This is a genomic window from Winogradskyella poriferorum, assembly GCF_050618035.1.
Lineage (GTDB): Bacteria > Bacteroidota > Bacteroidia > Flavobacteriales > Flavobacteriaceae > Winogradskyella > Winogradskyella poriferorum_A.
This window is the reverse complement of the sequence record NZ_JBODPY010000002.1, coordinates 301019-314468: the sequence shown is the minus strand read 5'-3', so window position 1 is coordinate 314468 and position 13450 is coordinate 301019. Positions and strand designations below refer to the sequence as shown.

The 13450-nt window shown below is 34.7% G+C and carries 14 protein-coding genes; all 14 read right to left on the bottom strand.

Annotation, left to right across the window (positions count from 1 at the left end; genetic code table 11):
• Nucleotides 1–27: 27 nt before the first annotated feature.
• A complete protein-coding gene (hisIE, locus tag ACRHOC_RS06285; protein ID WP_431157736.1) occupies nt 28–627 on the bottom strand; it encodes a bifunctional phosphoribosyl-AMP cyclohydrolase/phosphoribosyl-ATP diphosphatase HisIE in 600 nt (199 codons plus the stop codon).
• Nucleotides 624–1379: an imidazole glycerol phosphate synthase subunit HisF gene (gene hisF, locus ACRHOC_RS06280; RefSeq protein WP_431157735.1), complete on the bottom strand. Its 756-nt coding sequence runs from the start codon at nt 1377–1379 to the stop codon at nt 624–626. Before hisF ends, hisIE begins: the two co-directional genes overlap by 4 nt.
• Before the next feature lie 10 nt (nt 1380–1389).
• Entirely contained in the window at nt 1390–2106 is a 717-nt protein-coding gene (gene hisA / locus ACRHOC_RS06275) for a 1-(5-phosphoribosyl)-5-[(5-phosphoribosylamino)methylideneamino]imidazole-4-carboxamide isomerase (protein ID WP_431157734.1), read from the bottom strand.
• Nucleotide 2107: 1 nt separating this feature from the next.
• Nucleotides 2108–2689, bottom strand: a complete 582-nt coding sequence (gene hisH / locus ACRHOC_RS06270) for an imidazole glycerol phosphate synthase subunit HisH (RefSeq protein WP_431157733.1) — start codon at nt 2687–2689, stop codon at nt 2108–2110.
• Nucleotides 2689–3822 (bottom strand): bifunctional histidinol-phosphatase/imidazoleglycerol-phosphate dehydratase HisB, encoded by a 1134-nt coding sequence (gene hisB / locus ACRHOC_RS06265; RefSeq protein ID WP_431157732.1) that lies wholly within the window; start codon nt 3820–3822, stop codon nt 2689–2691. The genes hisH and hisB overlap by 1 nt, the downstream gene beginning before the upstream one ends.
• Nucleotides 3819–4856 (bottom strand): histidinol-phosphate transaminase, encoded by a 1038-nt coding sequence (hisC, locus tag ACRHOC_RS06260; RefSeq protein ID WP_431157731.1) that lies wholly within the window; start codon nt 4854–4856, stop codon nt 3819–3821. The genes hisB and hisC overlap by 4 nt, the downstream gene beginning before the upstream one ends.
• Nucleotides 4853–6139, bottom strand: coding sequence for a histidinol dehydrogenase (gene hisD, locus ACRHOC_RS06255; RefSeq protein ID WP_431157730.1), 1287 nt, complete (start codon nt 6137–6139; stop codon nt 4853–4855). The genes hisC and hisD overlap by 4 nt, the downstream gene beginning before the upstream one ends.
• Nucleotide 6140: 1 nt before the next feature.
• Nucleotides 6141–6998: an ATP phosphoribosyltransferase gene (hisG, locus tag ACRHOC_RS06250; protein WP_431157729.1), complete on the bottom strand. Its 858-nt coding sequence runs from the start codon at nt 6996–6998 to the stop codon at nt 6141–6143.
• 222 nt (nt 6999–7220) lie between these two features.
• Complete coding sequence (locus ACRHOC_RS06245; protein ID WP_431157728.1) at nt 7221–8033, bottom strand: prohibitin family protein; 813 nt, start codon at nt 8031–8033, stop codon at nt 7221–7223.
• A 12-nt stretch (nt 8034–8045) separates the two neighbouring features.
• The gene (locus ACRHOC_RS06240; RefSeq protein ID WP_431157727.1) at nt 8046–10079 is read right to left on the bottom strand and encodes a VWA domain-containing protein; all 2034 of its coding nucleotides are present in this window, start codon (nt 10077–10079) and stop codon (nt 8046–8048) included.
• 39 nt (nt 10080–10118) lie between these two features.
• Nucleotides 10119–10865, bottom strand: a complete 747-nt coding sequence (gene fabG / locus ACRHOC_RS06235) for a 3-oxoacyl-[acyl-carrier-protein] reductase (RefSeq protein WP_431157726.1) — start codon at nt 10863–10865, stop codon at nt 10119–10121.
• A gap of 131 nt (nt 10866–10996) precedes the next feature.
• The gene (sucD, locus tag ACRHOC_RS06230) at nt 10997–11866 is read right to left on the bottom strand and encodes a succinate--CoA ligase subunit alpha (protein ID WP_431157725.1); all 870 of its coding nucleotides are present in this window, start codon (nt 11864–11866) and stop codon (nt 10997–10999) included.
• A 73-nt stretch (nt 11867–11939) separates the two neighbouring features.
• Nucleotides 11940–12881 (bottom strand): UDP-3-O-(3-hydroxymyristoyl)glucosamine N-acyltransferase, encoded by a 942-nt coding sequence (locus ACRHOC_RS06225; protein WP_431157724.1) that lies wholly within the window; start codon nt 12879–12881, stop codon nt 11940–11942.
• Nucleotides 12882–13448, bottom strand: a complete 567-nt coding sequence (gene efp, locus ACRHOC_RS06220) for an elongation factor P (protein WP_431157723.1) — start codon at nt 13446–13448, stop codon at nt 12882–12884. It lies immediately after the preceding gene.
• Nucleotides 13449–13450: the final 2 nt, after the last annotated feature.

Below are 13450 nucleotides of genomic sequence, written 5' to 3'. Positions count from 1 at the left end.
TTATTTACATTTAATCGATGAAATGCACTATTTGTGTCTACCCTCTAAAACATTAATGACATTTTGGAGTTTGAACCCTTTGGCTTGGAGTAACATCAAATAATGAAACAACAAATCTGCACTTTCTTCCAAGAAAAGGTCATCATTATCATCTTTTGCTTCAATAACAACTTCTACGGCCTCTTCCCCAACTTTTTGTGCAACCTTATTTATACCCTTTGCAAATAGAGAAGCTACATATGATTTCTGTTCTTCTGCATTTTCAATTCTCGAGGTAATTACATTTTCTAAAGTACTCAGAAATCCAAAAGATTGAACATTCTGTTCGTTCCAGCAAGTATCTGTCCCTGTGTGGCATGTAGGACCTTCGGGATTGACCATGACTAAGAGCGTATCGTTATCACAATCTATTTTAATATCAACCAATTTAAGGACATTACCACTTTCCTCTCCTTTAGTCCATAATCGAGATTTAGAACGGCTGAAGAAGGTTACTAGTCCAGTTTCATTTGTTTTATCGTAGGCCTCTTGATTCATATAACCTAGCATTAATACGTTTTTAGTCTTCGCGTCTTGTATTATTGCTGGCACAAGGCCATCACTACTTTTATTGAAGTCTATTTTCATAATCTTACTTCTATTCCGTTTCTTTTTAATTCTTGTTTTAATTCTAAAATTGGAATCTCACCAAAGTGAAAAACACTTGCAGCTAATGCTGCATCAGCTTTACCTAGCTTAAAAGTATCTACAAAGTGTTGCATTGTTCCTGCGCCACCCGATGCAATAATTGGGATATTCACAAGCTCTGAAAGCTTAGCTAAAGCTTCATTAGCAAAACCACCTTTTGTCCCATCATGATTCATTGAGGTGAACAATATTTCACCTGCACCACGTTCTTCAACTTCTTTAGCCCAATCAAATAATCCTATCTCTGTAGGAACTGTTCCTCCTGCCAAATGAACCATCCACTCCTCTCCTATTTTTTTGGCATCAATCGCAACTACGACGCATTGGCTTCCGAATTTTTTTGATAGCTCATTTATTAATTCTGGACGTTTTACTGCCGCAGAATTAATGGACACCTTATCAGCTCCACAGTGTAATAAATCATCGACATCCTCAACAGAAGAAATTCCACCGCCAACAGTAAATGGAATATTAACCTGCTCTGCAACCTTTAAGACCATATCATGCATGGTTCTTCGTTTTTCTTGCGTTGCAGAAATATCTAAAAATACGAGCTCATCTGCACCAAGTTCAGCGTACTGTTTCGCTAATATTACAGGATCACCAGCATCTCTTAAATCGACAAAATTGACACCTTTAACCGTACGACCATCTTTAATATCTAAACAAGGAACAATTCGTTTTGTAAGCATGATTAATTATTTAAATAAATTGTTCTAATTCCTTTAATGAAATTCTATTCTCGTATATCGCCTTACCTACAATGACACCCTCACATCCCATTTCTGCCAATCGAGGTAGTTCGTCAAATTGGGAAATACCACCAGATGCTATTAGCTTTATGGCTGAATTCTCCTTTAAAATTCTTTCATATAAATCAAAAGATGGTCCCTTTAACATGCCGTCTTTAGAGATATCGGTACAAATTACATACGCAATGCCTTTCGATTGATAGTCATTTATAAATGGGATAACTTTTAAATTCGATTCTTCTTGCCATCCAGAAATGGCAATATTTTCATCTTTACAATCTGCACCAAGTATAATTTTATCTGCACCATATTTTGTAATCCAACCTTGAAATACCTCTGGATTTTTAACAGCAATACTTCCACCTGTTATTTGATTGGCTCCAGACTCAAAGGCAATCCTTAGATCCTCATTGGATTTTAATCCTCCACCAAAATCAATTTTAAGATTGGTTTTTGAAGCTATAGTTTCTAAAACTTTATAGTTTACAATATGGCTAGCCTTAGCACCGTCTAAATCCACCACGTGTAAGTATTGAATTCCTGAGTCTTCAAAAGCTTTGGCCACTTCTAAGGGATTTTCATTGTAGACTTTTTTAGTGTCATAATCGCCTTTTGTAAGGCGTACACACTGTCCATTAATAATATCTATTGCTGGAATAATTCGCATCTTATAATTCTAAAAAGTTCTTTAATAACTGTTCACCAACCTTTCCTGATTTCTCTGGATGAAATTGAACACCAAAGAAATTATCATTTTCTAAAGCAGAGGCATACTCCAACTCATAAGCTGTCGTTGCAATATTCTGGTTGCAATTTTCAGCATAATAGCTATGAACTAAGTACATGAAAGACCCTTCTTCTATTGACTTAAATAGATCAGACTTTAGGTTAGTTACGGTATTCCATCCCATTTGAGGCACTTTCACTTCATTTGAAAAACGTTTTACATCAGTATCAAATATGCCTAAACCTATTGTATCACCTTCCTGTGTAGACTTACACATTAGTTGCATCCCCAAACATATCCCTAAAACAGGCTGTTTGAGTTCTGGAATTAAAGTATCCAAACCGCTTTCCTTTAATTTACGCATAGCAGAACTCGCTTCCCCAACACCTGGAAAAATAACCTTATCAGCTTTCAATAAAGCTTCAGGATCAGCAGTTAAAACTGCATCATAACCTAAACGTTGAAAAGCAAACTGAATACTTTTAATATTACCTGCACCGTAATTGACTATTTTCAAATCCATTAGAGCATACCTTTTGTAGATGGTAGAATCATCTTATTCACATCGCGCTTTACAGCCATTTTAATTGCCTTTGCAAAGGCCTTGAAAATAGCTTCAATCTTATGGTGTTCGTTTGTTCCTTCTACTTTTATATTGAGGTTACATTTAGCACCATCTGTAAAGGATTTAAAGAAATGATAAAACATTTCCGTTGGCATTTTACCGATCATTTCACGATTGAATTCAGCATCCCAAACCAACCAATTTCTTCCTCCAAAATCTATGGCAACCTGCGCTAAGCAGTCGTCCATTGGTAAACAAAAGCCATAGCGTTCAATACCAAGTTTATTACCAAGTGTTGTAGCAAATACTTCTCCAAGTGCAATAGCCGTATCCTCAATAGTATGGTGCTCATCGACTTCTAAATCACCATCAACTTTAATATTTAGATCTATTTGACCGTGTCTGGCGATTTGATCTAGCATATGATCAAAAAAGGCAATGCCTGTATCAATATTACTTTGCCCTACACCATCTAGATTCAAATCAATTTTAATCTTAGTCTCATTGGTATTACGCTCAATACTGCCTTTGCGTTCAGTAGTTTTCAGAAACTCATAGATTTCCTCCCAATCATTGGATTCAAGAGCTATAAACTTATCCAGTTCAGAATTACTAACAGTTACTTCGTCAGTTCCTAGATTTGTATTATCGTTAATATAAATGCCTTTCGCACCTAAATTCTTGGCTAACTCAACATCTGTAAGGCGATCACCAATTACAAATGAATTGGCTAAATCATAGTCATCAGAGAAGTATTTGGTCAAAAGTCCTGTATTCGGTTTGCGTGTTGGTGCATTATCTTTTGCAAATGTTCGATCAATAAATTGTTCTTCGAACACAACACCTTCCTGTTCAAATGATTTAATTACAAAATTATGTACCGGCCAAAACGTATCTTCTGGATACACCTCAGTACCCAAACCATCTTGGTTTGTAATCATTACAATTTCAAAATTTAATTCATTAGCTATTTTACTTAAGTATTGAAATACTTTAGGGTAAAACTCTAACTTTTCAAATGAATCAATTTGCTCATCTGCTGGTTCGCGTATGAGTGTGCCGTCTCTATCTATAAACAAAACTGGTTTCATGATAGCTGATTTAATGTCTTAATTAATATGTCGTTTTCGTCTGCCGTACCTACTGTAAAACGCAGGCAGTTTTCGCAAAGTGGTTGTGTTGTTCTATTTCGCACTACAATACCTTTTTCAATAAGCTGGTTATATCTCAAATTAGCATCATCTACCTTTGCTAAAATAAAGTTCGCATCAGAAGGATAAATCTTACTTATAAATGATATAGAAGCTAATTCTTGTCTTAGCCTAATACGTTGTTCCAAAATGTTAGCCACCTCATTTTCCACATCTCTAATGGCTTCAAGTCTTTCTAAAGCTCTAGTCTGTGTTAATTGATTAACATTATATGGTGGCTTGATTTTGTTCAATACATAAATTATGAATTCCGACGCATAACAAATCCCCAATCGAATTCCTGCCAAGCCATAAGCCTTAGAAAGGGTCTGCGTTACAATAAGATTAGGAAACTCACTAAGTCGACTTACCCAACTCTCTTGACTCGAAAAATCTATATAAGCTTCATCAATAACCACGATTCCTTTAAATCCTTTGATTAAAGTTTCAATTTTATCAACATTGAAACTATTTGCTGTTGGATTATTTGGTGAGCATAAGAACAACAATTTTGAATTACTATTCTGTACTTTGAGAATCTCATCAACTTTAGGCTCAAAATTAGAATCTAACTCAACTGAAATGATATCGATAGCATTTAAATCGGCTAAAACCTTGTACATGCCATAAGTTGGTGGAAGTGTTATGACATTATCTGTTTTGGGTTCACAAAAGGCTCTGAAGATTAAATCTAAAACTTCATCACTACCATTACCTAAAAGTATTTGTGACTTCTCAACACCTTTAAGTAAGGACAGTCTTTCCTTTACAGCTGTTTGTTGAGGATCTGGATAACGATTAACAGTTGACTGAAATGGATTCTCATTAGCATCAATAAAAACCATATCTGCAGAAGCATCCTTATATTCATCTCTAGCCGATGAATAAGCCTTAATGCTTTTTATATTATCACGAAGTAGATTTTCTATATTCATGATTCTAAATCTTTTAAACGCAATGTTACTGCATTTTTGTGAGCCTGTAGCCCTTCTGCTTCCGCCATTAACTCAATAGCAGGTCCAATATTTTTAATTCCTTTTTGAGATATTTTCTGGAAGGTCATGCTCTTTTGAAAGCTATCTAAATTAACTCCTGAATAAGCCTTTGAAAAACCATTAGTGGGTAATGTATGATTTGTTCCAGAAGCATAATCACCAGCGCTCTCAGGTGTGTAATTACCAATAAAGACAGAACCTGCGTTTCCAATATTTTCCACAAAGTAATCGTTATCATTTGTAGCAACAATAAAGTGTTCTGGGCCGTACGCATCAATCAACGCGAGTGCTATCTCATTATTATCTACTACGATTGATTTAGAATTATTGATGGCATCTGAAGCCATAGCTTTTCTTGGTAAGACTTCTAATTGTGATTTAACTTCTGTATTGACGTCTTCTGCAAAACTCTTTGATGTCGTTACTAGAATAACCTGACTATCTGATCCATGTTCGGCCTGACTTAATAAATCTGACGCCACATAAGCTGGATTCGCAGACTCATCTGCCATAACCAATAATTCACTTGGTCCTGCAGGCATATCGATAGCTACACCATATTTTGTTGCTAATTGCTTTGCTACAGTTACATATTGATTCCCAGGACCGAAGATCTTATAGACCTGAGGAATGGATGGTGCACCAAAGGTTAATCCGGCAATCGCTTGAATTCCTCCTACCTTTACAATTTTAGTTACACCACACAGCTTTGCTGTATATAAAATCTCGTCAGCAATTTTACCTTCTTTGTTTGGTGGTGAACATAAAACAATGTCTTTACAGCCAGCAATCTTAGCAGGAATAGCCAACATTAAAACCGTTGAGAATAAAGGTGCTGTTCCACCAGGAATATACAAGCCTACTTTCTGAATTGGTCGCTTTTCTTGCCAGCAGGTCACACCTTTCATGGTTTTAAGGAACACCTTATTTGTTCTTTGCGCTTTGTGAAACGCCTTAATATTGCTTTTGGCTAACTTTATGGCTTTTTTAAGCTTCTTAGACACGCGTTCTGTTGCTTCTACTATTTCCGCTTCAGAAACAACTAAACTATCAAGATCTACCTTATCAAACTTGGATGTGTATGACTTTATAGCGCTATCACCATTGGCCTTTACATCACTAAACACATCATTAACGATAGCTTCAATATCATCTACGGTTTTGGTGGGTCTCTCTAATAATTTTGCCCAGTCTTTTGGATTTGGATTTTCAAAAATCTTCATACTACAATACCATATTTTCAATTGGACAAACTAAAATTCCTTCTGCACCATTTGCTTTAAGCTCATCAATGACATTCCAAAAATCATTCTTATTAATCACGGAGTGTAACGAACTCCAACCTTCTTTAGCTAAAGGTAAAATTGTTGGACTGTTCATTCCTGGTAAAATATTTATAATCTTATCTAGCTTATCATTTGGAGCATTTAATAAGACGTATTTATTTTGACGTCCTCTTAAAACAGATTTTAAACGAAACTGAATTTTATCAATTATAGCTTGATTCTCAGGTGAAATTTTAGGCGAAGTTGCTAGTACCGCTTCAGACTTCAATAATACTTCAATTTCCTTTAAACCATTTTTAAATAGTGTACTACCACTTGAAACGATATCGCAAATACCATCCGCTAAACCAATATTTGGTGCAATTTCAACAGAACCATTAATAATATGAAGATTTGCACTGATTCCATTTTGATTTAAAAATTGGTTAACTGTATTTGGGTAGGATGTTGCAATCTTCTTTCCTTCTAAATCTTTTAAACTTGTAGCATCAGATGATTTAGGTACAGCAATTGAAACACGACATTTTGAAAATCCAAGTTTTTCAACAACTGTAATATCATCGCCTTTCTCTACCAATACGTTTTCTCCAATTATAGCTGCATCTACAACACCATCTCTTAAATACTGTGGTATATCACCATTTCTGAGATAAAAAACTTCAAGCGGAAAGTTTCTTGCTGAAGCCTTAAGTTGATCCTTACCATTATCTATCGAAATACCAATTTCTTTGAGAATCTTTAAAGAATCTTGATTTAATCGACCTGATTTTTGAACTGCAATTTTAAGTGTACTCATTTTAAATTTTTTGTCTTGAAAACATCAATAGAGTCAATAAAAAAACCCATTTGATATTCTCAAACGGGTTTTATTAAATATTTTGACATTAATCAATACATCTTCACCTCGCTTGAGCGATTACCTGAAAATGATGATGTAATTGATTGTTTAACATTACTTATTTTGTTAAAGCAAAGTTTTGTAAAATAATTTTACAATTCCAAGTCTTTTTTAAAAATTTTATTGATTCCCTAATATGATAGGCATTCCACTCTCTCCTGACCCTATAATTACTACTTTACTATTAGGCGATTCTGCTAACTTATTAGTAGCCTCAATACCCTTGTCTTGAAGAATTTTATCCGTTAAAGACGCACTTAAAATTCGGTTAGCATCAGCCTTACCTTTTGCTTCAATACGTTGCTTCTCAGCCTCTTTTTCGGCAGTTACTAGTCTAAACTCATACTCCAACGATTCTTGCTCTTGTTTCAATTTACGCTCAATCGCATCTTTAATTGAAGGTGGTAATGTAACATCTTCTACAAGTACACGTTTTACATTAATGTATTGGCCATCTAGCTCTTTACGAACTTCTTCTAATATTTCTTGCTCAATAACATCTCTTTTACTTGAATATAATTGCTCTGGTGTGTAACGTCCTACCACACTTCTAGCCGCAGAATTAATTGCTGGATCTAATAATTCAACAATAAAATCAGCACCTTTGGTTTTAATTAAACGTCCAAGGTTACTATACTCTGGTTCAAACCAAATCGTACCATTTACCTGCACTTGAAGTCCATCTACAGAGAGTACATTCATTTTATCTGATATAGACTGCTGTCTTACCTTAAAAATGAGCATGTCATTCCATGGCGCCACAATGTGGAAGCCTTCTCCATAAGTTGTTTCTACATTTATACCATCTCCAAAACGCTCAAAAATAACGCCTCCTTCTCCAGGCCCTATAGTTACTGCTGATTTAGCAATTACAATTACTAAAAAAATAATTCCTACTAATATTGGTAATCCAACCTTAGGTAATTTTTCCATTACAAATTCTATTTAAATTAATCCGTTATATTTTCTAATGAACCACTCGAAAAATAGACTTATTGTAATAATTCCGAGTAGATATTTCCAATCAATCAAAGGTACGATATTTTTGGTGCTTTTCTGCACTGCGACATAACGACTGTCACTTAATAAATTGTTAATTAATTGCATACGCTCAGTAGCATAAAATGCCTTGCCTTCACTGTTATTCCCTAGCGACTGCAATCTATTAATGTCAGCATTTAAAAACTGCTGTTCTACATTATATTCCAAAATTTGAAAACTACCTGAAGCAGAAACAGATTCGCTCGTATGCCTTACTGTAAAGGTATAAGTACCAGCATCTATACCACTTATATCAACACGATAATTAGTGCCATTAATAAGAAGTGGTAGCTCTCTTATTTCATCTGTCTCACTATTCTTTAAGATAATATTTAAAGAAGCTTTAGGGTCGAATTCAAAATTTTTATTGAAGTATTGAGCCGAAATAATAACATCATCATTGCCATTATAAAAAGACTTATAGTCTAAGTTTAATCGACTTCTCTTCTTGTTAGAACTCAAATATTGAATCAGTTTGCCAAGAAAATTATCAAAGTCTGTAAAACTTTCTGTATCCAAATAGGACTGGGCTCTCCATCTCCAAATACCTTCTCCAATTAGCATGGCATGCTTCATATCATCAAAGTCGTACGTCGCAAGCATTGCATCACCAGTGTTAATTCCATTTACGGTTTTATATAAGATGACATCTGCAGGAACTAAAAAATTAAATCCGCCAAACTCAGATTTTAACGGAGGATAATCTTCAAAAGTAATATTGTCAACAATAAAGGTGCTATAATTGCGATTAAGTTCTGGTTGAAAATCCTCGGTCTGATTGGATATCTCCCAAAGAACTTTAAGGTTAGTGTTATTTATGAATTCATAGTCAGTCGCTACACCAGTAATGATGAAAGTATTTAAGTTTCTTTGTTTTATTTCCCTCAAAATATTATTGAAGTTATTATTCGGCTGATATAATATAACTAATTGAAAATTATCAATTTGAGAGATATATTCATTTGGCTTTAATATAGAAACACTTCTTTGTTCGTTACTCTCAATAGATTTCTTTAGCGCTCCTAAATCTGGATGGAGTTGATCATATACGAGAGCTATATTTGTCTTTTGATCTATGACTTCAACGCCAAAATTTTGATAATTATTTACTTTATTTTTTTCCTCATCTAATGGAACAAGCTCCACCCTATATGTTTTAACTCCTACACTGTTGGCTAGTAATGTAGTATTAATTATTTCTGACGTTTTAGTGTCGCTAAACTGAACCGTTTTGCTAAAAACAACTGAATTTCCTCTCCATATTTTAACTTCAGTAGATATGGTTTCCTGACCAGAATAACTCAATATAACTTCAACTGGAAACCTATTCTTTAAAAAGGTATATCTATTTACGTTAAGCTGTTTTATCCTTAAGTCTGAATATAGTGTTGAATCTCCTAATATCAAGGGATAAATAGGCTGATTAACAGTATTAGTCATAAAACTATAATCATTCCCGAGTGTTTGATTACCATCTGAAATTAAAATAATAGGTGCCGTTTTTTCTTTATAGACCTGGGAAATCTGACTTAGAGTACTGGAAATATTCGTCTGACTTTTATTAAATGAAATGCTATCGGTAGAATTGAGCTCCTTTGAGAATGTGTATGTATCGATTTCAAAACGGTCATTCAATTCTGAATTATTTCTTAGTTCATTAATGGCCAAATTTGCAATAGAATCCTGATCTAAATATGAAATAGATTCTGAATTATCTATAGCTAATACCAGATTAGGTTTTTCTGTGTAATAGTTAACAGATTCAACCTTAGGATTGACTATAAGTATTAATATACCTAATAGACTAATTGACCTAAGAACTGTTAATCCGTACTTAAGTTTTGTGTTTATTTTCGATTTATATATATACTGAAACAGCGCTAATGAAAGCGCTGCGATTCCAGCTATGATTATATATAAAATCGTTTCTGTTTGCATAATAACGCAACTCAAAAATAGAATTGCCTGATATTTCCTTTACGTTAACATGCCACCATCTACGTTCAAGGTTTGGCCAGTTACATAAGCGCTAAGGTCACTTGCGAGATATACGCATGCATTTGCAATATCTTCCGGAGTACCTCCACGTTTTAAAGGAATAGCGGCTCGCCATCCTTTCACAGTTTCTTCATCTAATTTAGCTGTCATTTCAGTCTCTATAAATCCTGGCGCAATCACATTACTTCGAATATTTCTAGAGCCTAACTCCAAAGCTACTGACTTAGAAAAACCTATAATCCCTGCCTTAGATGCAGCATAATTAGTTTGACCTGCGTTACCTTTTACACCAACAACAGAACTCATGTTGATAATAGAGCCTTTACGTTGTTTAAGCATAGTGCGCTGTACCGCTTTTGTCATGTTGAATACAGATTTTAAATTAACTTCAATTACCTTATCGAAATCTTCTTCGCCCATTCGCATTAATAGATTATCCTTTGTAATTCCTGCATTGTTAACTAATATGTCGATAGAACCAAATTCTTCTAAAACATCTTCAGCTAACTTTTGAGCCTCATCAAAACTCGCAGCGTTGCTTTGGTAACCAATAGCCTTAACTCCTTTTTCATTTAAATCTTTTTCCAAAGCTTTTGCAGCATCTACAGAAGAACTGTATGTGAATGCTATATTAGCTCCGTGGTCTGCAAATACTTCTGCTATACCCTTTCCTATTCCTCGGCTAGCACCTGTAATAATTGCTGTTTTTCCTTCTAATAACTTCATAGATGATTTATTGATTAGTTAGTTTAAATTTTATCAATGTCTTCTCTCAAATATAATAATTACAAGTTGCACGAAATAAAAAAACCTCACAAGATTTTGTAAGGTTTTTAACTTTTATATGTGCCTCTGTATTATAATACTTCTGCTACTTTTTTGCCTATTTCTGCAGGTGAATCAACAACATGAATACCACAAGCTCTCATAATTTTCTTCTTAGCTTGCGCAGTATCATCACTACCTCCAACAATTGCACCAGCGTGACCCATCGTACGGCCTGCAGGAGCAGTTTCGCCGGCAATAAAACCAATAACTGGCTTATTACTTCCACTTGCTTTATACCATTCTGCCGCGTCTGCCTCTAATTGACCACCTATTTCACCAATCATTACAACAGCCTCTGTTTCTGGATCATTGATTAATAATTCTACCGCTTCCTTAGTAGTTGTACCAATAATTGGATCTCCTCCAATACCAATAGCGGTTGTAATACCAAGTCCTTGTTTTACAACCTGATCTGCCGCTTCATAAGTAAGCGTTCCAGATTTTGAAACTATCCCTACTTTACCCTTTTTGAAAACAAATCCTGGCATGATACCAACTTTTGCCTCTTCTGGAGTTATAACGCCTGGACAGTTTGGACCTACTAAACGAGATCCTTTGTCTTTGATATAATCAGCAGCTTTAATCATATCTGCAACTGGAATACCCTCTGTAATAGTAATAATTACTTTAATCCCTGCGTCGGCAGCTTCCATAATTGCATCTGCCGCAAATGCAGGTGGAACAAAAATTATAGTTGTATCTGCCCCAACTTTTTCAACAGCTTCAGAAACTGTGTTAAAAACTGGTCGATCTAAGTGGGTTTGTCCACCTTTCCCTGGCGTTACACCACCAACAACATTTGTTCCGTATTCAATCATTTGCCCAGCGTGAAATGTTCCTTCACTACCAGTAAATCCTTGAACTATAATTCTTGAATCTTTATTAACTAATACACTCATTGATTTTAATTTTTTATTAAAAAACGATGCAAAAATAAGCTATTTCCGTTTTTTAAATAGATGCTTTTAGTATTTATTGTGATAATTTTTTTATTGATTTGACAAGGTTAGGAATTTGTCTGATACTTGCAATTTCTTTGAATTTACTTCTAGAGTCTTCAGCTGGAGAACCGAAGTAAGTTTTATGGCCTTCTAAGCTTTTGCTTATTCCTGATTGCGCAAGAATAACTGCCTTTTTACCTATTGTAATTCCACTAGTTACTCCTACTTGACCCCAAATGGTTACCTCATCTTCAACAACTACACAACCAGCGATACCTGTCTGCGATGCAATAAGACACTTATTACCTATAATAGTATCATGACCAATTTGAATTTGGTTGTCGAGCTTTGAACCTTCACCAATAGTAGTATCACCAGTAACACCTTTGTCTATGGTACAAGCCGCACCAATATCGACATTGTCCTTAATTACAACGCGACCACCAGATAATAATCGATCATAGCCCTCTGGTCGATTTTTATAATAAAATGCCGAGGCACCTAAAATTGTTCCAGCATGGATAATGACATTGTCACCAATAATAGTATCATCATAAATACTCACATTAGAGTGAATGACACAGTTTTTACCAATCGTTACATTATTTCCTATGAAACAATTAGGTTGAATTACTGTTCCTTCTCCTATTGAAGCACTAGACGCTACACCAACATTACTAGGAGCAAAAGGCTTAAAATGATTGGTTAGTTTATTAAAATCTCTAAACGGATCATCAGAAATTAAAAGTGCTTTTCCTTCTGTGCAATCGACCTCTTTATTTATTAAAACTATGGTGGCTGCAGATTCTAAAGCTTTGTCATAATACTTAGGATGGTCTACAAAAACAATATCTCCCGGTTCAACAACATGAATCTCATTCATACCCAAAACCATAAAGTCTGGACTTCCAATAAAATCACAGGATATTAATGATGCTATTTCACTTAAAGTATATGGCCTCGGGAATTTCATTTATTCCTTAATACGCTCTTTATAAGTACCCTTTTCTGTCTCAATCTTAATTCTATCACCTTCATTTATAAATAAAGGTACATTAACTGATGCTCCTGTTTCCACAGTAGCTGGTTTGGTCGCATTAGTAGCTGTATTTCCTTTTACTCCTGGTTCAGTGTGCGTAACTTCCAATATTACTGTAGCTGGCATATCTACAGATAATGGCATATTATCCTCAGTATTAATCTGAATAGTTACGATTTCACCCTCTTTCATTAAGTCTGCTCTATCTAATGCAGATTCTAGAAGACGAATTTGAGTATAATCCGCTTCATTCATAAAATGATAGAATTCTCCATCATTATATAAGTATTGAAACTTATGTGTTTCTACTCTAACATCCTCTATTTTATGACCAGCGGAGAAAGTATTATCAATTACCTTTCCAGTAGTTACACTTTTTAATTTTGTTCTTACAAAAGCTGGTCCTTTACCAGGTTTTACATGTAAAAACTCAATGATTTTATAAATATCGTTGTTATACTTGATGCATAACCCGTTACGAATGTCAGATGTACTTGCCATTT